The sequence below is a fragment of the Azospirillum ramasamyi genome (genome assembly GCF_003233655.1).
Classification (GTDB): Bacteria; Pseudomonadota; Alphaproteobacteria; order Azospirillales; family Azospirillaceae; genus Azospirillum; species Azospirillum ramasamyi.
This window is the reverse complement of sequence record NZ_CP029829.1, coordinates 90,789-110,733: the sequence shown is the minus strand read 5'-3', so window position 1 is coordinate 110,733 and position 19,945 is coordinate 90,789. Positions and strand designations below refer to the sequence as shown.

The 19,945-nt window shown below is 67.3% G+C and carries 13 protein-coding genes and 2 tRNA genes; 6 read left to right on the top strand and 9 right to left on the bottom strand.

All coding sequences use genetic code 11. From position 1 onward, the window contains the following. Window positions 1-247 precede the first annotated feature (247 nt). Window positions 248-394 carry a putative PEP-binding protein gene (locus tag DM194_RS27950; RefSeq protein ID WP_162629935.1) on the bottom strand — a complete coding sequence of 49 codons (147 nt, stop codon included), beginning with the start codon at window positions 392-394 and terminating at the stop codon, window positions 248-250. A 72-nt stretch (window positions 395-466) separates the two neighbouring features. Here DM194_RS27950 and DM194_RS00490 point away from each other — a divergent pair, with 72 nt between their 5' ends. Together DM194_RS00490 and DM194_RS00485 are read left to right on the top strand one after the other, a co-directional pair. Then, window positions 467-826: a type II toxin-antitoxin system RelE/ParE family toxin gene (locus DM194_RS00490; RefSeq protein WP_111065450.1), complete on the top strand. Its 360-nt coding sequence runs from the start codon at window positions 467-469 to the stop codon at window positions 824-826. Beyond that, window positions 823-1,161, top strand: a complete 339-nt coding sequence (locus DM194_RS00485; protein ID WP_111065449.1) for an XRE family transcriptional regulator — start codon at window positions 823-825, stop codon at window positions 1,159-1,161. The genes DM194_RS00490 and DM194_RS00485 overlap by 4 nt, the downstream gene beginning before the upstream one ends. 151 nt (window positions 1,162-1,312) lie before the next feature. Here the strand turns inward: DM194_RS00485 and ppdK are convergent, their stop codons facing one another. The 3 genes from ppdK to DM194_RS00470 form a co-directional block, all read right to left on the bottom strand. Next, window positions 1,313-4,006, bottom strand: a complete 2,694-nt coding sequence (ppdK, locus tag DM194_RS00480) for a pyruvate, phosphate dikinase (RefSeq protein WP_111065448.1) — start codon at window positions 4,004-4,006, stop codon at window positions 1,313-1,315. Window positions 4,007-4,359: 353 nt separating this feature from the next. Beyond that, window positions 4,360-6,624, bottom strand: a complete 2,265-nt coding sequence (locus DM194_RS00475) for an EAL domain-containing protein (protein WP_111065447.1) — start codon at window positions 6,622-6,624, stop codon at window positions 4,360-4,362. Window positions 6,625-6,882: 258 nt separating this feature from the next. Beyond that, entirely contained in the window at window positions 6,883-10,644 is a 3,762-nt protein-coding gene (locus tag DM194_RS00470) for a vitamin B12-dependent ribonucleotide reductase (RefSeq protein WP_111065446.1), read from the bottom strand. Between the two features lie 753 nt (window positions 10,645-11,397). Between DM194_RS00470 and DM194_RS00465 the strand changes: the two genes are divergently transcribed. Then, complete coding sequence (locus DM194_RS00465; protein WP_111065445.1) at window positions 11,398-11,850, top strand: PRC-barrel domain-containing protein; 453 nt, start codon at window positions 11,398-11,400, stop codon at window positions 11,848-11,850. A gap of 12 nt (window positions 11,851-11,862) precedes the next feature. Here DM194_RS00465 and DM194_RS00460 read toward each other — a convergent pair. The 4 genes from DM194_RS00460 to aroA form a co-directional block, all read right to left on the bottom strand. After that, window positions 11,863-12,820 (bottom strand): IS630 family transposase gene (locus tag DM194_RS00460; protein ID WP_246024207.1). Its coding sequence is split into 2 segments (ribosomal slippage): window positions 11,863-12,477 and window positions 12,479-12,820, totalling 957 coding nucleotides; the frame shifts between segments, so codons are not numbered across the junction. A gap of 390 nt (window positions 12,821-13,210) precedes the next feature. Continuing rightward, window positions 13,211-14,917 carry a 30S ribosomal protein S1 gene (gene rpsA, locus DM194_RS00455; protein ID WP_111065444.1) on the bottom strand — a complete coding sequence of 569 codons (1,707 nt, stop codon included), beginning with the start codon at window positions 14,915-14,917 and terminating at the stop codon, window positions 13,211-13,213. A 188-nt stretch (window positions 14,918-15,105) separates the two neighbouring features. Then, entirely contained in the window at window positions 15,106-15,819 is a 714-nt protein-coding gene (gene cmk / locus DM194_RS00450; protein WP_111065443.1) for a (d)CMP kinase, read from the bottom strand. A gap of 4 nt (window positions 15,820-15,823) precedes the next feature. Then, entirely contained in the window at window positions 15,824-17,200 is a 1,377-nt protein-coding gene (aroA, locus tag DM194_RS00445) for a 3-phosphoshikimate 1-carboxyvinyltransferase (protein ID WP_111065442.1), read from the bottom strand. A 412-nt stretch (window positions 17,201-17,612) separates the two neighbouring features. Between aroA and DM194_RS00440 the strand changes: the two genes are divergently transcribed. Together DM194_RS00440 and DM194_RS00435 are read left to right on the top strand one after the other, a co-directional pair. After that, a complete protein-coding gene (locus DM194_RS00440) occupies window positions 17,613-18,008 on the top strand; it encodes a TIGR02300 family protein (RefSeq protein WP_111065441.1) in 396 nt (131 codons plus the stop codon). A 160-nt stretch (window positions 18,009-18,168) separates the two neighbouring features. Next, window positions 18,169-18,244 (top strand) — tRNA-Ala (locus DM194_RS00435). A 238-nt stretch (window positions 18,245-18,482) separates the two neighbouring features. Here DM194_RS00435 and DM194_RS00430 read toward each other — a convergent pair. After that, window positions 18,483-18,557, bottom strand: a tRNA-Val gene (locus tag DM194_RS00430). A 181-nt stretch (window positions 18,558-18,738) separates the two neighbouring features. Between DM194_RS00430 and DM194_RS00425 the strand changes: the two genes are divergently transcribed. Further along, on the top strand, window positions 18,739-19,701 hold the full coding sequence (locus tag DM194_RS00425; RefSeq protein ID WP_111065440.1) for an N-formylglutamate amidohydrolase: 963 nt from the start codon (window positions 18,739-18,741) through the stop codon (window positions 19,699-19,701). Window positions 19,702-19,945 lie beyond the last annotated feature (244 nt).

Sequence of the window (19,945 nt, the reverse complement as noted above, 5' to 3'; positions counted from 1 at the left end):
TACGCCCGTCCTCCCGCGCACCTGCCCCACCGGATGGAACAGTGAGCAGCCCCCGGAAAACCGTTCCAACCTGTTCCAAACGTTCCATCCGACTCCCGCAAGCCGGGCCGGGCGCCCCGGATGGAACAGTGAACACTCCGCCGAAACCTGTTCCACGATGTTCCACCCACCCACCTCCGCCCCTAAAACGAAACGGCCCCCTTCCTGCGGGAAGAGGGCCGAAATCGTTTCAGCTACCCGAAGCGGCTCAGTCGCGCTTGACCGTGTCGCTGTTCAGCGCGGCCTGAGCGGCGGCGAGGCGGGCGATCGGCACGCGGTAGGGCGAGCAGGAGACATAGGTCAGCCCGATCCTCCCGCAGAAGGAGATTGAGGCCGGGTCGCCGACGCCGCTCAACGGCTTTCGGACAATAGGCTCCGCGCTATATCTCCATTGCCGGAAAATAGCCCGAAGCCTATATTTCCTCCGATGCACACCGTTCTCTTCCACACCGCGTTCGCGGCCGAATTCCGGGCTCTGCCGCAAGCCGTGCGGATCGACCTCGCTGCCGCAGCCAAGGTGCTTGGAGAGCGTGGCCCGGCGCTCGGCCGGCCCCATGTCGATACGTTGAACGGGTCCAGGCATGCGAACATGAAGGAATTGCGGTTCAAGTCGAATGGTGGCGTGTGGCGCGTCGCCTTTGCCTTCGACCCGAAGCGCAACGCCGTCGTGCTGGTTGCCGGGGATAAAAGCGGGGTTTCGGAAAAGCGGTTCTACGCCTCGCTGATCGCCACCGCCGACAGCCGGTATGACGACCATCTCTCCGACCTGAAAGGAACCAAGCCATGACGGCGACGATCCCGTTCGACCAGATCCTCTCCGAGATGACCGACGACGAGCGCGCCGCAGTGGATGCACGGGCCGCCGGGATGCTGGCCGAGATCGACGGATTGGCGGAATTGCGCCGGCTGGCGGAACTGACCCAGGGTCAGGTGGCCGAAACCCTGAACGTGAAGCAGCCGACCGTCCACCAGATCGAAAAGCGAACCGACCTGTATCTGTCCACCCTGCGGCGCTTCGTGGAAGCCGCGGGCGGGGAGTTGGAGTTGCGGGTTTCCCTGCCGGGAAGAGGGGCGTTCAAGCTGACGGGCATCGGCGAGTTGACCTCCGGTTCCCAGCGCTGAGCCGTCCATGATGTCCCGCCGGATGGAACAGTGAACAGTCCCCCGAAATCTGTTCCACGCTGTTCCACCCACCCAACGCCGCCCCCAAAACGAAACGGCCCCCTTCCCTTGCGGGAAGAGGGCCGAAGTCGTTTCAGCTACCCGAAGCGGCTCAGTCGCGCTTGACCGTGTCGCTGTTCAGCGCGGCCTGGGCGGCGGCGAGGCGGGCGATCGGCACGCGGTAGGGCGAGCAGGAGACATAGGTCAGCCCGATCTTCTCGCAGAAGGAGATCGAGGCCGGGTCGCCGCCATGCTCGCCGCAGATGCCCAGCTTGATGTCCGGGCGGACCTTGCGGCCGCGCTCGGTGGCGATCTCCACCAGTTCGCCGACGCCGGTGACGTCCAGCGACTGGAACGGGTCCTGTTCCAGGATGCCCTGGCGCTGGTACTCCGGCAGGAAGCTGCCGGCGTCGTCGCGCGACAGGCCCAGCGTGGTCTGGGTCAGGTCGTTGGTGCCGTAGCTGAAGAACTCGGCCGACTCGGCGATCTCGCCGGCCTTCAGGGCCGCGCGCGGCAGCTCGATCATCGTGCCGGTCAGATACTCCACCGTCACGCCGGTCTCGGCCTTCACCTGCTCGGCGGCGCGGTCGATCACCGCCTTGAGGATGTCGAACTCCTTCTTCGTGATGATCAGCGGGATCATCACTTCGGGAATGACCGCCTCGCCGGTGGTCTTGGCGACCTCGGCGGCGGCGGCGAAGATGGCGCGGGCCTGCATCTCGTAGATCTCGGGGTACGAGATGCCCAGACGGCAGCCGCGATGGCCCAGCATCGGGTTCGCTTCATGCAGCTGGATGGTGCGGTGGCGAACCCGCAGCGGATCGGTGCCGGTGGCCTGGGCGACCTCCGCCATGTCCTCTTCGGTGTTCGGCAGGAACTCGTGCAGCGGCGGGTCGAGCAGGCGGATCGTCACCGGCAGGCCGGTCATGATCGTGAACAGATCGACGAAGTCCTTCTTCTGGAAGGGCTCCAGCTTGGCCAGCGCCGCGCGGCGGCCGGCCTCGTCCTCCGCCAGGATCATCTCGCGGACGGCCAGGATGCGCTCCGGGTCGAAGAACATGTGCTCGGTGCGCGACAGGCCGATGCCCTCGGCGCCGAACTTCCGCGCGGTGCGGGCGTCCAGCGGGGTTTCGGCGTTGGCGCGGATCTTCATCCGGCGGATGCTGTCGGCCCAGCCCATCAGGGTGGCGAAGTCGCCCGACAGTTCCGGCTGGATCGTCGGCACCTCGCCCAGCATCACCTCGCCGGTGGAGCCGTCGATGGTCAGGACGTCGCCTTCCTTCACGGTGATGCCGCGGACCGACATCTGCCTGGTCTTGTAGTCGATGCGCAGGTCGCCGGCGCCCGACACGCAGGCGCGGCCCATGCCGCGGGCCACCACCGCCGCGTGGCTGGTCATGCCGCCGCGGCTGGTCAGGATGCCGCGGGCGGCGTGCATGCCGTGGATGTCCTCGGGCGAGGTCTCGATGCGGCAGAGGATCACCGCCTCGCCCTTGCCGGCCATCTGCTCGGCCTCGTCGGCGGTGAACACCACCTTGCCGGACGCGGCGCCGGGGGAGGCCGGCAGGCCCTTGGCGATCACCTTGCGCTCGGCCTTGGGGTCCAGCGTCGGGTGCAGCAGCTGGTCGAGCGAGGCCGGATCGATGCGGCGGACCGCCTCGTTCTGGTCGATGACACCCTCATTGGCCAGATCGACGGCGATCTTCAGCGCCGCCGGGGCGGTGCGCTTGCCGTTGCGGGTCTGCAGCATGAACAGCTTGTTCTGCTGGACCGTGAACTCGATGTCCTGCATGTCGCGGTAGTGCTTTTCCAGCTTGAGGCGGACCTCGTTCAGCTGGTTGAACACCTCCGGCATCACCTCTTCCATGGCGGGGAGGTCGGACTTGTTGGCGAGCTTGCCGGCGATGGTCAGGTGCTGCGGCGTGCGGATGCCGGCGACCACGTCCTCGCCCTGGGCGTTGACCAGATACTCGCCGTAGAAGGCGTTCTCGCCGGTCGACGGGTTGCGGGTGAAGGCCACGCCGGTGGCGCAGTCGTTGCCCATGTTGCCGAAGACCATGCACTGCACGTTGACTGCGGTGCCCCAATCGGCCGGGATGTCGTGCAGCTTGCGGTAGGTGATGGCGCGGGCGTTCATCCAGGAACCGAAGACGGCGCCGATGGCGCCCCACAGCTGCTCCTGCACATCCTGCGGGAAGGGCTTGCCCAGCTCGCGCTCGACCGCCTTCTTGTAATCCTCGATCACCGCCTGCCAATCCTCGGCCGACAGGTCGGTGTCGAGGTTGTAGGACTTGTCGCGCTTGTGGCCGTCGAGGATGTCCTCGAAATGGTGATGCTCAACGTCGAGCACGACGTTGGAATACATCTGGATGAAGCGGCGATAGCTGTCATAGGCGAACCGGGCGTCGCCCGACCGCTTGGCGAGGCCGGCGGCGGTCGCGTCGTTCAGGCCCAGGTTCAGCACCGTGTCCATCATGCCGGGCATCGACGCGCGGGCGCCGGAGCGGACCGACACCAGCAGCGGGTTGGCCGGATCGCCGAACTTGGCGTCCATCGCCTGTTCCAGCCGCGCGATGGCGGCGTTCACCTGCGCCGTCAGCTCCGGCGGATAGGAACGGCCGTTGGCGTAGAAATAGGTGCACAGCTCGGTGGTGATCGTGAAGCCCGGCGGAACGGGCAGGCCAAGATTGGCCATCTCGGCCAGATTGGCGCCCTTGCCGCCCAGCAGGTTCTTCATATCGGCCCGTCCTTCGGTGGCACCGGCCCCGAAGCTGTAGACCCACTTGGATTCACCCTGGCTCGCCATCGCGGAATTCCTCTCGCCCCATGGTCGTCCGGCATGCGGGTGCGCCCCCTTGTGTCCAACGACCGTTCCATCCTGCGGAAATCCGCCGGGCGAAACCCCGTGGTCAGTTTGCTTGACCGCACATGCCGCTGAATTGACCTTCTATCGCCCCAAACGTTGGGACACAAGACAGTCGCGTGGTCTAGAACGGGATGACCTGCGCTTCACCGGCAAAGGAGCGTTGCGACTATATCGTATTGGCCGGATCCCCATTACTCCGGCGGATCCGCATAAGCAGCAGTTCGAATGGTGAATTGCGGCGGAAGTAACCCATTGATTCAAAGAAAAACCGGATCATTTCCTCTGCAAATTTTTCAGATGCTGAAGCACGCCTCGGGCGGACACTCCACACGCTGCCTGCCCTCCGCCGCCAGCCAGTCCGCCAGCGCCGCCGCCGGCATCGGCCGGGCGAAGCGGTATCCCTGGCCGATGGCGCAGCCTTCCGCCTCCAGCATGCGGTGCTGGGCTTCGCGCTCCACCCCCTCCGCCACGATGGTCAGGCCCAGCGCCTCGCCGATCTGGATGATGGCGCGCACCAGCGGCCGGTTGGCGGCGTCGATGTCCAGTTCCTTGACGAAGCTGCGGTCGATCTTCAACTCGCCGACGGGAAAGCGCTTCAGGTAGCTCAAGGAGGAATAGCCGGTGCCGAAATCGTCGATCGACAGGGTGACGCCCAGCGCGTGCAGGGCATCCAGCGCGTCATGCGCCCCGACCTCCTCCGTCATCATCAGCCGCTCGGTGATCTCCAGCGTCAGGTCGGCCGCCGGGATGCCGTTGGCGGCGAGGACGGAGCGGACCTGATCCGGCAGATCGCCGCGGGCGAAGCGGACCGCCGAGACATTGACCGCCAGCCCCGGCACCGGCACCCCCGCCGCACGCCAGCGGCCGAGCTGCGCGACCGAGGTTTCCAGCACCCAGCTGTCCAGCCGGTCGATCAGCCCGCATTCCTCGGCCAGCGGCACGAACTCCATCGGAGACACCGCGCCCCAGCGCGGGTGGGTCCAGCGGACCAGCGCCTCCACCCGGTGCAGGCCATAGGGGTTCAGCCGGACCTGCGGCTGGTAATGCAGCTCGAACCCCGCCTCGCCTTCCGCATCGCCCCGCGGGCCCGCCGCCTGACGGTCCAACGCCTCGCGCAGCGCCGCCTCCATCTCCAGCCGGCGCACCGCCTGTTCGTTCATGTCGCGGCGGAAGAAGTGGCAGCGGTTGCGGCCGGCCTGCTTGGCCCGGTACATCGCCGCGTCGGCCTGACGCAGCAGCGTGTCGAAATCCATGCCGTCGTCGGGATGCACGGCGATGCCGATGCTGGCGGTGGGGGTCAGCGTCAGGTCGGCCACCGCCAGCGGCACCGACAGGCTGGCGAGCACCCGCTCCGCCAGCAGCGAGGCATGGGCCGCGTCGCAGCCCGGCAGCAACGCCACGAACTCGTCGCCGCCCAGCCGGGCCAGCGTGTCGCCTTCGATGAACAGGCGGCGCAGCCGGGTCGCCACCTCCACCAGCAGCCGGTCGCCGGCCGCATGGCCCAGTGAATCGTTGATGGTCTTGAAGCGGTCGACGTCCAGGAACATCAGCGTCACCGGCTGGCGCGTCCGTCCGGCGAGCGCCAGCGCCGCGGTGGCGCGGTCGGCGAGCAGCTGGCGGTTGGGCAGCCCGGTCAGCGTGTCGAAATAGGCGAGTCGGTTGATCTCCGCCCGCGCCCGGTCATGCTCGATGGCCAGCGCGCACAGATGCACGCAGGCCTCCACCAGCCGCCGATGGAAGGGGGCGACGGGACGCGGCTCGCGGTAATAGAGCGCGAAGCTGCCCAGCATCCGGGCATCCCGCCCCTTGATCGGGTTTGACCAGCAGGCGGCCAGCCCGTGCGACAGCGGGATGTGCTGGTGGGGCGCCCAGCGCGGATCGCCGGCGATGTCGACCGACATCACCGCTTCGCCCAGGGTCATCGCGCTGCCGCAGGAGCCGACCTCCGGCCCGATGGCCAGCCCGTCGATGGCGGCGGCATAGCTGCCGGGCAGCGACGGGGCGGCGGCCACCCGCATGCGGTTCTCGTCGTCGCACAGCATCACCGAACAGGTGACCTCCGGCGCGCAGGCCTCCACCTGCCGGCACAGGAAATCCAGAACCTGCTTCAGCGAGCGGCCGGCGGCCACCAGTTCCAGCACGTCCTGCTGCAGGCGCGCCACCGCCTCCGCCCGCTCGCGCTCGTCGAAACAGCGCATCTCGCACAAGAGAAGGGTGTCCGCTCCGTCGGCCAGATGCTGCCAGTACAGATCGACCGGAACCGGATCGCGGCGCGGTATGCAGAGCGTGCCGCTGCCGGGCGGCGGATGGTCGCCCCGCCCCGCCCCGCCCCACACCGTTTGCCAATCGCGTCCGCCGATGTCGAGCAGGGCGGACAACGACCGGCCGAGCATGCCGTCGGGCGGATAGCCGGCCAAACGGGCGAAAGCCGGATTGGCGCCGACGATGGTTCCGTCGGGCGCGGTCCACACCAGCGCCGCGCTCCATTGCTCAACGGTCACCCGCAAAAGGCGATCGGACGGCAGACGGTCGTCCAGCGCGGCCCCGGCCGAATCCATGACCTGTGATCCCCCCGGACATCCTATCTGGGAACGCCGCGCCGGCGCCCCCGAGGGAATCAGCTAACATGAACACACGCGGCGCGGTCAAGCGCTCCTCGCATTCGGACCCCGCTGGCACAACCACCCCGGAACGGTTCCAAACAGCGGATATCGGATCCGTCTGCACACAAGCAGAAGGGAGGAAGCGGTCTCCCGCTCCCTCCCTTTTGTTCAGGCGCCCCAAAGCGTTCCGACCGGACGCCCCGCGGGGAAGGCTCAGCTGCAGCCGGTGGTCGACCCGCAGCTGTCGCACTTCAGGCAGGTGCCGTTGCGGACCAGGGTCATGTTGCCGCACTCGCCGCAGGGATCGCCCTCGTAACCGCGGGCGCGGGCCTCGCGGATGCGGTCGAAGCGCTGGTCGCTGGTGCTGCCGCCATAGGCCGTGCCGGTGGCCGCAGTGGCGGCGACATGGCCCTGAGCGGTGGCGGCGGCGACCGCCGGGCTGGCCGACACCGCCGCCTGGGCAGCCTGGGCCGTCACCTGGCCCGTCACCTGAGTGCCGGCCGTCGCGGTGGCGCTGACGGCAGCGGTGTCGGTGCCGGTGGCGGCGAAGGCCGCAGCGGCGCTGGCGCGCTGGGTCTGGCCACCATGCAGGACGCGCAGGTTGTTGCGGACATAGCCGGTCGAGGCGATGCGGCGGACGATGTCGGACGGCTGCACCTGGGTGTCCGGCAGGTCGCCCTGCTTGTCGCCGCTGCCCACCGTGAAGGGCACCAGATCCTCCGGCGTGGCGTGCGCCAGATCGGTGCGGTTCAGGTAGGAGATGGCGATCTCGCGGAAGATGTAGTCGATGACCGAGGTCGCCATCTTGATGGTGTCGTTGCCGGTCACCATGCCCGACGGCTCGAAGCGCGTGAAGGTGAAGGCCTCCACGAACTCCTCCAGCGGCACGCCGTATTGCAGGCCGATCGATACCGCGATGGCGAAGTTGTTCATCAGCGACCGGAAGGCGGCGCCTTCCTTGTGCATGTCGATGAAGATCTCGCCCAGACGGCCGTCCTCATACTCGCCGGTGCGCAGGTACACCTTGTGGCCGCCGACATTGGCCTTCTGGGTGTAGCCCTTCCGGCGGTGCGGCAGACGCTCGCGCGAGCTGCTCTTCCGCTCGACCACCCGCTCGATCACCTTCTCGACGATGCGCTCGGTGACCATCTGGGCGCGGACCGCGGCCGGCGCCTCGATCACCACCTCGACCGCCTCGCCATCCTCCTCGTCGTCGAGCAGGGCGGCCTGCAGCGGCTGGCTCAGCTTGGAGCCGTCGCGGTACAGCGCGTTGGCCTTCAGGCCCAGGCGCCAGGACATCAGATAGGCGTCCTTGCACTCGTCGACCGTCGCCGTGTTCGGCATGTTGATGGTCTTGGAGATGGCGCCGGAGATGAAGGGCTGCGCCGCCGCCATCATCGTGATGTGCGACTCCCAGGACAGGAAGCGCTTGCCGATACGGCCGCAGGGGTTGGCGCAGTCGAACACCGGCAGGTGCTCGTCCTTCAGGAAGGGCGCGCCTTCCAGCGTCATGGCCCCGCAGCAGAAGGTGTTGGCCGCCTCGATCTGCGCCTTGGTGAAGCCGATGTGGCTCAACAGGTCGAAGCCCGGAGCGTCCAGCGTCTCGGCCGGGATGCCCAGCGTCTGGGTGCAGAACTCGGCGCCGATGGTCCAGCGGTTGAAGACGAACTTGATGTCGAAGGCGGTGGCGAGGTTGCCCTCCAGACGCTCCAGCATCTCGTCGGTGAAGCCCTTGGCCTTCAGCGACTCGTGGTTCACGCCCGGCGCGTTCTTCAGCGTGCCGTGGCCGACCGCGTAGAGCGCGATCTCCTCGATCTGGTCCGGGGTGTAGCCGAGCGTCTTCAGCGCCTCAGGCACCAGCCGGTTGACGATCTTGAAGTAGCCGCCGCCGGCCAGCTTCTTGAACTTCACCAGGGCGAAGTCGGGCTCGATGCCGGTGGTGTCGCAATCCATCACCAGGCCGATGGTGCCGGTCGGGGCGACCACGGTGGCCTGGGCGTTGCGGTAGCCGTGGGCCTCGCCCAGTTCCAGCGCCTCGTCCCACACGCGGACGGCGGCCAGAGCCAGATCCTGGTCCGGGCAGAGGTCGGCGACGAAGGGCACCGGCTCGACCGTCAGGCCCTCATAGCCGTTCATCTCGCCGTTGGCGGCGCGGCGATGGTTGCGGATGACGCGCAGCATGTGGTCGCGGTTGGCCTCGAAGCCGGGGAACGGACCCAGTTCCTGCGACATCTCGGCCGAGGTGGCATAGGCGACGCCGGTCATGACGGCGGAGATGCCGGCGCAGTAGGCGCGGCCTTCATCCGAGTCGTAGGACAGGCCCGAGGCCATCAGCAGGCCGCCGAGGTTGGCGAAGCCCAGGCCCAGCGTGCGGAACTCGTAGGAGAGCTGGGCGATTTCCTTCGACGGGAACTGCGCCATCATCACGGAGATTTCCAGCACGATGGTCCACAGCCGGCAGGCGTGCTCGAACGCCTCGACGTCGAAGGATCCGTTCTTCATACGGAACGACATCAGGTTCAGCGACGCCAGGTTGCAGGCGGTGTCGTCGAGGAACATGTACTCCGAGCACGGGTTCGAGGCGTTGATGCGCCCCGAGGCCGGGCAGGTGTGCCACTCGTTGATGGTGCTGTCGAACTGCACGCCAGGATCGGCGCAGGCCCAGGCGGCGTAGCCGACCTTGTCCCACAGGTCGCGGGCGCGGACGGTCTTCACCACCTTGCCGTTGGTGCGGCCGATCAGGTTCCAGTCGGCATCGTCCAGCACCGCCTGCACGAACTCGTTGGAGATGCGCACGGAGTTGTTGGAGTTCTGGCCGGAGACCGTCAGGTAGGCTTCCGAATCCCAGTCGGTGTTGTAGGTCTTGAACTCGATGGAGGTGAAGCCCTGGCCGGCGAACTGGATCACGCGCTGGATGTAGTTCTCCGACACCTGATCCTTGCGGGCGGCGAGGATCGCCTTCTTCAGCTCCTTGTTTTCCTTCGGGTCCAGGCCCGACTGGGCGGCGGCCATCACCGCCGTCAGGTGCTTCTGGCAGATCTTGGAGCCGGTCACCAGCGCCGCGACCTTCTGCTCCTCGTTCACCTTCCAGTCGATGTAGCCTTCGATGTCCGGGTGGTCCATGTCCACCGTGACCATCTTGGCCGCACGCCGCGTGGTGCCGCCCGACTTGATGGCGCCCGCCGCGCGGTCGCCGATCTTCAGGAAGCTCATCAGGCCCGACGACTTGCCGCCGCCGGCCAGCTTCTCGCCCTCGCCGCGCAGCTTGGAGAAGTTGGAGCCGGTGCCCGAGCCGTACTTGAACAGGCGGGCCTCACGCACCCAAAGGTCCATGATGCCGCCTTCGTTCACCAGATCGTCGGCGACGGACTGGATGAAGCAGGCATGCGGCTGCGGGTGCTCGTAGGCCGAGGCGGAGGAGGTCAGCAGGCCGGTCTTGAAATCGACGTAGAAGTGGCCCTGGCTCGGGCCGTCGATGCCGTAGGCCCAGTGCAGGCCGGTGTTGAACCACTGCGGGCTGTTCGGGGCCGCCATCTGGGCGGCCAGCATGAAGCGCATCTCGTCGAAGAAGGCGCGGGCGTCGGCCTCGGTGTCGAAATAGCCGCCCTTCCAGCCCCAATAGGTCCAGGTGCCGGCCAGACGATCGAACACCTGCTTGGCGGAGCTTTCACCGACGAAGCGCTTCTCCTTCGGCAGGGCGGCCAGCTTTTCCTGGTCGGCTTCCTTGCGCCACAGCCAGGACGGAACGGTGTTCTCCTCCACGGCGCGGAGCGCGGCGGGAACGCCGGCCTTGCGGAAATACTTCTGGGCCAGGATGTCGCTGGCGACCTGCGAGAAGTTGTCCGGCACCTCGATGCCGGTCTGCTGGAAGACGATCGTTCCATCCGGGTTGCGGATCTCGCTGGTCGCCTGGCGGAAGCCGAGGCTGGCGTAGGCGTCCTGACCTTCGTGCGTGAAACGACGCTCGATCCGCATGATGAGACTGTCCCCTGCTTGGAGCCCGCCTCGGCGGACTCGAATGAAAATATGGTGCGACCCGTCCCGGAAAGCGGCCGGCGGTCCTGTCCGCCGTCCGGCCCGGCAACGCAGATGGCGCCGTACAAACAGGGGGCCCGATGCCGGACCGTCTGCCGTCGCCGCTGTGTTGCCGACCGGGGCCGCCGCTCAGGCCGGCCGGGTCACGTGAGCGGCATCCTAGCCAGCGTGACCGGGGCAGGCAAGCCCCACTCTGCTAGATATTGTGGTTGACATCACCGACCCCCTCAAAACCTTGATCTTGTGGTGTTCAACCCGTCACCGGGGATCCTGTTCCCGCCTGCCAAGCAATTTTTTCGGGGGCGGTGGCGGGCCGCATCGCGACCGTGAGGCACAAACTGTAGGCACTCGAATCACCGCCCCTGTTGGTTCGGACGGCGCCACACCCCCGATTAGAGCGTAAAACCCAGCCGTCCGCCAGTGCTTCCTCGTGGCGGAAATCAACATATTGTTACCTGTTGCCTATTGTACCCACCACCGATTCGCAGTGCCGCGACTCGAGGCAAACCGAGGGAATCCCTGGGGCGACTCGAAAATCCAGCCAGTCCGGGGCCCGAGTCGCCGCTGCCGGTCCCGAACCGGGACACGGAAGAGGGGCAGAGATCGCCACCCCGCAACTATTCCCCCGGCCTTCGGTTGAAAGCCCTGGAGCCAAGCTGTCTCTATCGCGGGTCAGGGAGAGGAAAGGCACCCATGCAGAAGATCACGCACAAGATGTGGTGGGCGCTGCCTGCGCTGACACTTCTGGTCGGCATGGCGACCCCACCGGATTCGAGGGCCCAGACAGTGATCGTCAACGGCTCGACTCCGGTCGTCGGGGCAGCGGTGGAGCGCAAGGCCAGCCCCAGCGTCGACCAGTTGATGGACCGCAACGTCGTGGGCGCGGACGGGTCGAAGATCGGCACCGTCACCGACGTGATCCTCGACGACAAGGGCGAGGCCCAATACATCGTCATCCATTCCGGCGGCATTCTGGGCTTCGGCGGCAAGCACATCGCGGCCGACCTGACCCTGGCCGACCTCCGCACCGGCACCGAAGCGATCCAACTGCGCGACGTGACCGCCGCCAGCGTCCGCGACATGCCCGAATTCCACTACGACGACAGCATCACCTCGCTGACCCGCAGCCCGGAGCCGCGGCGCTAGAGTTTCGAGCGTTTAATCTGACGCATATCCTGCATGTTTGAGGTAGTTCCAGCATTCGTCTGGTGTGTAGAGGTCGCAGATAGAGCCGACAGCCCTCCACAACTCCTCGATGGTACGGGCGCCGATGCGGCGGAGATGAGCTTTGAGCTTGGCGAACGCCATTTCGATAGGGTTGAGGTCGGGACTGTAGGGCGGCAGGAAGAGGAACCAAGCGCCACGTTCCTTGAGGATGGCCTTGGCCTTTTCACTCTTATGGCTGGATAGGTTGTCGAGGATGACGACATCGCCCGGCCGCAGGGTCGGGGCGAGTTGTGTCTCGACATAGGTCTCGAAGAGCGTCCGGTTCATCGCGCCCTTGATGATCCACGGGGCGGTCAGCCCGTCGCAGCGCAGGGCAGCGATGAAGGTCTGGGTGCCCCAATGGCCAAACGGCGCCGTGGCCTTGAACCGCTGGCCGCGCTTGGCCCGTCCGCGCAGTCGGGTCATCTTCGTGGTGGTTGCGGTCTCGTCGAGAAACACCAGCCGATCCGGCTCCTCGCGCATCCGGGGCTGACGGTGGCTGCGCCAACTCCGGCGGTCCTCAGCAACGTCAGCGCGACCGGCCTCGCTCGCCAGCACCGTTTTTTTTGACAGTGAAGCCGCGGGCGAGCAGGAAGCGCGACAGCGAGGCGGGGTGGACCGTGACCCCGCGCTCGGCCTTCAGCTTGGCCGCCAGTTCGGGCATGGTGATGTCGCCTTGCTTCTCCACCCAGCCGATCAGAAGTTCGGCATGCGGGGCCAGCTTGCCACCGCCCGGTGGGCGCCCCTGCCGGGCCGGGTCCAGCGAGCCCGTTGCCGCCATGCGCTGAGCAAGCCGCACGCCCGTGCTCGCGCTCACATCGAACCGGCGCGCCGCCGCCCGACGCGAACCGCCTTTCTCGACCTCTCCGTAAATCCGAACCCGAAGGTCCGACGAATAGCTGCGCCCCATGATCCACCTCCAACAACGGTGAATCACGTCAACGGCCCAAGCGCAACTGTCGATTCAGATTTCAGGCGCGATGCTCTAAAGCGGACTGCAATCTGCTTTGGACCGCGACGGCGGTCCCGGCCACTCATGCGACCGAAGCCCGACCGGCGAATGAGGTCATGTGACTCCGAAGCGAATGCAGATTCGCTTCGGAGTCAGGAGCGTATCTTGGCCCGCCCGAGAGGTCGGAGCGATGGGCGCAAGGTCCGGCACCGCAGCACTTCGCCACCCACCGGCTGCCCGCAACGAAAAAGGCCGCGCCCCAACCGGGACGCGGCCTTTCTCTTACCCTTGCGGGGGATCGCGAGCCCCCTCTCCGACGGTGGCGCCGGAGAGGATGGCGTCAGGCGATCACTCGTCGTTCTGCTGCTTGCGCTTCAGAGCGGCGCCCAGGATGTCGCCCAGCGAGGCGCCCGAGTCGGACGAACCGAACTCGGCCATCGCCTGCTTCTCTTCCTCCATCTCGCGGGCCTTGATGGACAGCGAGATGCGGCGGGAAGCGCGGTCGATCTGGGTGACCTTGGCGTCGACCTTCTCGCCGACGGCGAAACGGTCCGGGCGCTGTTCGGAACGCTCGCGGGACAGGTCCGACTTGCGGATGAAGCCGGTGTAGCCCTCGCCGACGGCCACTTCGATGCCGCCGTCCGTCACCTGCGTCACGGTGCAGGTCACGACCTCGTTCTTCTTCAGACCGGCGGTGGCAGCCTCGAACGGGTCGTTCGCCAGCTGCTTGATGCCCAGGCTGATGCGCTCCTTCTCGACGTCGACGTCGAGAACCTTGACCTTGACGCGGTCGCCCTTCTTGTACTCGGCGATCGCCTCTTCACCCGACTTGTTCCAGTCGAGATCGGACATGTGGACCATGCCGTCGATGTCGCCCGGCAGGCCGACGAACAGACCGAACTCGGTGATGTTCTTGACTTCGCCTTCCAGCTCGGTGCCCGGACCGAACTTGTCGGTGAAGGTCTCCCACGGGTTGTCCAGGCACTGCTTCAGGCCGAGGCTGATGCGGCGCTTCTGCGGATCGACGTCCAGGACCATGACCTCGACTTCCTGCGAAGTCGACACGATCTTGCCCGGATGGACGTTCTTCTTGGTCCAGGACATTTCCGAAACGTGGACCAGGCCCTCGATCCCCGGCTCCAGCTCCACGAAGGCGCCGTAGTCGGTGATGTTGGTGACGCGGCCCTTGAACTTCGCGCCGACCGGATACTTCGCCTCGACGCCTTCCCACGGGTCGGCCTCGAGCTGCTTCATGCCCAGGCTGATGCGCTGGGTTTCCGGGTTGAAGCGGATGACCTGGACCGTGACGGTCTGGCCGATCTGCAGGGCTTCCGACGGATGGTTGATGCGGCGCCACGCGATGTCGGTGACGTGCAGCAGGCCGTCCACGCCGCCCAGGTCGACGAACGCGCCGTAGTCGGTGATGTTCTTGACGACGCCCTGGAGGATCTGGCCTTCCTTGAGGTTGGCCACCAGTTCCGAACGGGCCTCGGCGCGGCTCTCTTCGAGCACGGCGCGGCGGGACACGACGATGTTGCCGCGCGAGCGGTCCATCTTCAGGATCTGGAACGGCTGCGGGGTGCCCAGCAGCGGGGAGATGTCGCGGACCGGACGGATGTCGACCTGGCTGCCCGGCAGGAAGGCCACGGCGCCCGACAGGTCGACCGTGAAGCCGCCCTTGACGCGGCCGAAGATGACGCCGGTGACGCGGGACTGGTCGTTGAACGACTTCTCCAGCAGCGCCCAGGCCTCTTCGCGCTTCGCCTTCTCACGGCTCAGCATCGCTTCGCCGTTCTTGTCTTCCATCCGCTCGAGGTAGACCTCGACGGTGTCGCCCGCCTTCAGCTCGGGCGGCTGGCCGGCAACGGCGAATTCCTTCAGCGCGACGCGGCCTTCCGACTTCAGACCGACGTCGATGGTGACCATGTCGTTCTCGACGGCGACGACGCGTCCCTTGACGACCGTGCCCTCGAGCGACTCGGCCGCGCCCAGCGACTCTTCCAGCAGAGACGCGAAGCTTTCCTTTTCGACCGTGCGGGCCAGTGACTGTGCCATTGAAACTCCTAAAGGTGGCGCGAAAGCGGCCCCGTTCCGGTCCCTCCCGCGGCAAAACGGGTGGAACCTCGACAGAACCGCCGCGCCGGGCACCACGCCCGGCGACTTGGTTGATGGTTTTCCATGGAGGGCGTCGGACCCGCCCGCGCCGCCCGACCGGTCCATTCGTGACGGCCAGGCCCCCGGCATCACGCCTTGGGTTTCAGACCGGTCTTCGAACCGATGTGAGCGACCGCCATCGAGAACACCTGATCGGCATCGAGAGCGGACGTATCAAGCACAAAAGCGTCAACAGCCGGACGGAGCGGGGCCACCGCTCTCTGGCTGTCGCGCGCATCACGAGCCTTCATGTCCTCCAGGACATCGGAGGATATAGCTGGAATCCCCCGCCTCTGCAACTCCTTGAGTCGCCGTTCGGCCCGGACCTCCACCGAAGCGGTAATGAACAGCTTGGCCTGGGCGTCGGGGCAGACCACCGTTCCGATGTCGCGCCCGTCCAGAACCGCCCCCGGCGCGCCGCCCGGCGGATGGGCCGCGAAGCGCCGCTGGAAGTCGAGCAGCGCCGCCCGCACCTCCGGCACCGCCGCCACCTTGCTGGCCGCCTGCGCCGCCGCGTCGGTGCGCAGGGCCACCTCCTGCAGGATGGGATGCTCGGGGTGCAGTTCATAGGCGGCGCGCGCCGCCGCCGCATTGTCGGCCGGATCGCCGCCGGCCCGCAGGACCGAAACGCCGACCGCGCGGTACAGCACGCCGGTGTCGAGATGGGCGAAGCCGAAGGCCTCGGCGATGCGCTGCGACAGGGTGCCCTTGCCGCTGGCGGCCGGGCCGTCGATGGCGACGACGACCGCCTTGGCGGGTGCCGGCTCGGTGGAGAGGGGCTGGTTGGAAAGCGGCTGGGTCATCGCCTCACGCCTCACCGATCTTCGCGCCCAGACCGTTCATCAGACCGACGAAGCCGGGGAAGCTGGTTTCGATGAAGGCGCCGTCATCGACCGAAATCGGCTGTTCCGACGCCATGCCCAGCACCAGGAAGCTCATGGCGATGCGGTGGTCCATGGCGGTGGCGACGATGGCGCCGCCCTTCGGCCCCTTGCCCTTGCCGCCGGTGCCGTGCACCGTCAGGCTGTCGTCGGCGCCGACCTCCACCGACACGCCGCAGCGGGTCAGCCCTTCCGCCACCATGGCGAGGCGGTCGCTTTCCTTCACCCGCAGTTCCTTCAGGCCCAGCATCACCGTGGTGCCCTCGGCACAGGCGGCGGCGGCGGCCAGGACCGGGTATTCGTCGATCATGCTCGGCGCGCGGTCGGCCGGCACCACCACGCCCTTCAGCGCGCTGTGGCGCACCCGCAGGTCGGCCACCGGCTCGCCCGCCTGGTCGCGGCGGTTCTCGAAGGCGATGTCGGCCCCCATCTCCACCAGCGTGTCGAAGAGGCCGGTGCGGCGCGGGTTCATGCCGACGTCGTTCAGCAGCAGTTCCGAGCCCGGCCGCAGCAGGGCGGCGACCGCGGGGAAGGCGGCGCTGCTGGGATCGGCCGGCACATGGATGGTCCGGCCGGTCAGTTCCGGCTGGCCGATGACCGTGACGGCCAGCGCGCCGTCCTCCAGCCGCTCGGTCGTCACGGTGGCGCCGAAATGGCGCAGCATCAGTTCGGTGTGGTCGCGCGTCGGCTCCGCCTCGATCACCGTGGTGGCGCCGGCGGTGTTGAGCCCGGCCAGGATGATCGCCGACTTCACCTGGGCCGAGGCCACCGGCAGGCGGTAGGTGATCGGAACCAGATCGCCGCTGCCGACCACGGTCAGCGGCAGCCGGCCGCCCGACCGCCCGACGAAGCGGGCGCCCATCTCCTCCAGCGGCTTGGTGACGCGGGCCATCGGCCGCTTGTTCAGCGAGGCGTCGCCGGTGAAGACGCAGGTGATCGGGTGGGCGGCGACCAGCCCCATCAGCAGGCGGGCGGCGGTGCCGCTGTTGCCCATGTCCAGCACCTGCGCCGGCTCCTGCAAGGCGCCCAGCCCGACGCCGCGCACGCGCCAGACGCCGGAGCCGTCCCGCTCCGCCTGGGCGCCCAGCAGACGCATGGCTGCCGCGGTGTGCAGGACGTCCTCTCCCTCCAGCAGGCCATGGATCTCCGTCTCGCCCACGGCGATGGCGCCCAGCATCAGCGACCGGTGCGAGATCGACTTGTCGCCGGGCACGCGGATGCCGCCCCGGATCGCGCCGGTGGCGGCGGAGCGCAGCGGCTTCACCTGCGTGACGGGGGTCTGCGTGACGGGGGCCTGCGTCATGGGACGGGTCCTTCGGATCGGAAAGCGGTTATATGGCCGCCGTTCCTATCACAGCCCCCGCCTCGATGCGAGAGGGCCGGCCCCGGTCCCCTTCACTCCCGATTCCCCTCCCCCTGCCCCCGGTCCCGGCCGGGCACAAAGAAAGGAGGCCGCCCGAAGGCGGCCCCGAGTTCAAGGAGGAAACCAAATGGAGGATTTGCACGATGTGCAGGTCCGTGTCTAGCCAGTTATGGTTAACGCTTCGTAAAGGCAACCCCTGCCCGAGCGGGATACCTCTTTTCGGAAGCCTCCGCGCACCGGTGGAATCCGGCCGCGTCGTCCTTCCGGCATCTTTTTTTTGACAAGCGCCTCTGGCCGTGGCAAAGGGCGCCTCTTGAGAACCCCCCTGATTTTTGCGACGGAGGACACTGGCGTGGCCAAACCCGAATGGGGCGTCAAGCGCATCTGCCCGAGCTGTGGCGCTCGCTATTACGACATGCGCAAGGACCCGCCGGTCTGCCCGAGCTGCGGTGCGCAATTCGATCCCGAGGCACTGCTGAAGTCCCGCAAGGCCCGCCCGGCCCCGGCCGACGACACCAAGAAGGTGGTGGCCGTGACCGAGGACGAGGATACCGAGAACGAGGCCGAGGAGAGCGATACTCCGGAGCTGGAGGATGTCGAGGACGACATGAGCGTCGAGGACATCGAGGAGACCGACGACACCGCCGACGATGAGGACGACGTCCTGATCGAGGACACGTCCGAACTGGGCGAGGACGACATGGACGAGGTCGTCGATGTCGAGGGCGAGGACGAGGAGGAGCGCTGACCGGCGCCCTTCCCGGTGGGACGGGAGCGTTGTCGGGAGAGGCTGGGGTGCCTGCTAAAAAAAGCGCGGAACGGTCGATTTTCCGCTTGCATCACTCCGCCGCCTGACTATTATCCCGCTCCACCAAGGCCGGACGGAAACGACCGGCCCCCAGAGTTAAGGGGCCATAGCTCAGCTGGGAGAGCGCTACAATGGCATTGTAGAGGTCAGGAGTTCGATCCTCCTTGGCTCCACCAATTCAAAGGCTCGGCAGGCGACTGCCGGGCCTTTGTCGTTTTCCGCGCCGTTTCGCCTGAAGACCGCTTCCGACCGACATTTGGCCGGCGCCGGCGCGAGCCCACTTCTGCAGGCGGCGGATTGTTTCGATGCCCGCTCCATCATGGAGCGATCCGAACCTCGGACGGCGGGCATTCGATTGCCGCATGCCCAAAACGGCGAAGGCCGCGAACCCGTTCCGGTTCGCGGCCTTCAGAATGGTGGGCGGTACTGGGATTGAACCAGTGACCCCTACGATGTCAACGTAGTGCTCTCCCGCTGAGCTAACCGCCCACTGTATCGACCGGCGGAGGAGCGAGTGGCGTCGTTCCGTCCGGCGTGGGCGGGTGTATACCGACCTCGGGGCGGATGCGCAAGCCCTTTCATGTGCCCTTGCGCTTTTTTTGTCGGACGGCGGCAGGGCGGCGGGGGTTCCCGTGACAAAAGGCCCCACTGTCCATTACATCATAAAAGCATGGACGCCTCCTTCGACGCGCAGCGTGACCCCGGTGCCGGCACCGGTCCGGCCCCCGACAAGGCCGCCCCGGCCGCGGATGTCCCGGCCGCGGATGTCCCAGCCTTCGAGATTCTGGCCCCGCAGAGCCAGAGGCTGCCGCTCGTCCTGGCTTCGCCGCACAGCGGGAACGCCTATTCCGCCGCCTTCCTCGCCTCGTCCCGGCTGGACGCCCGCGCTCTGCGCAAGTCCGAGGACTGTTTCGTCGACGAGATCTTCGCCTTCGCTCCCGGCTTCGGCGTGCCGCTGATCCGCGCCCTGTTCCCGCGCGCCTATCTGGACGTCAACCGCGAAGCCTACGAGCTGGATCCGGAGATGTTCGCCGATCCGCTGCCGGCCTACGTCAACACCCGCTCGCCCCGGGTGGCGGCGGGGCTGGGCACCATCGCCCGCGTGGTCGCCAACGGCGAGGACATCTACAAGGCCAAGCTGCGCTTCGCCGAGGCGCTGGACCGCGTCAACCGCTGCTACACCCCCTATCACAACGCCCTGCGCCGGCTGGTGGACGACACCCGCAGCGCCTTCGGCCATGCCCTGCTGATCGATTGCCATTCGATGCCGTCGGCCAGCATCGCCGCCAGCGGGAAAGGCGGCCGGGCCGGCGGCAACCATCCCGAGATCGTGCTGGGCGACTGTTACGGCAACGCCTGCGCGCCTGCGGTGATCGGTGCGGCGGAAGAGTACCTGCGCGGGCTCGGCTATGCCGTCAGCCGCAACAACCCCTATGCCGGCGGCTACACCACCCGCCATTACGGACGGCCGCGCCAGGGCATCCACGCCCTGCAGATCGAGATCGCCCGCGACCTCTACATGGACGAGGCGGCCCTGACCCGCCTGCCCTACCTGAACGTTCTGGCCCGCCACATGACCGAGCTGGTCGACACCCTGGGCCTGCTGCCGCCCCACAGCCTGGAACCGCGCTGACCCGCCGGTCCGGCATCCACGAATTGGGCCGTTTCAGGGCAATTGCCCCGTCTTTGCCACAGTTTCGCGCTATCTCCCCAAGGGCCAAGCCTCCGCTCGGCGCCGGTCCGCGGGCCTGCCTGCGCGCAAAAAAAGGCCGCGGGCGAACCCGCGGCCTTCAGTCTAGGGAGGAAACGCCCAAGAAGTGCGTTACGCCAACGTCCACGCCGAGGCGCGACCGTTGCCGCACTGCACAATATGAACG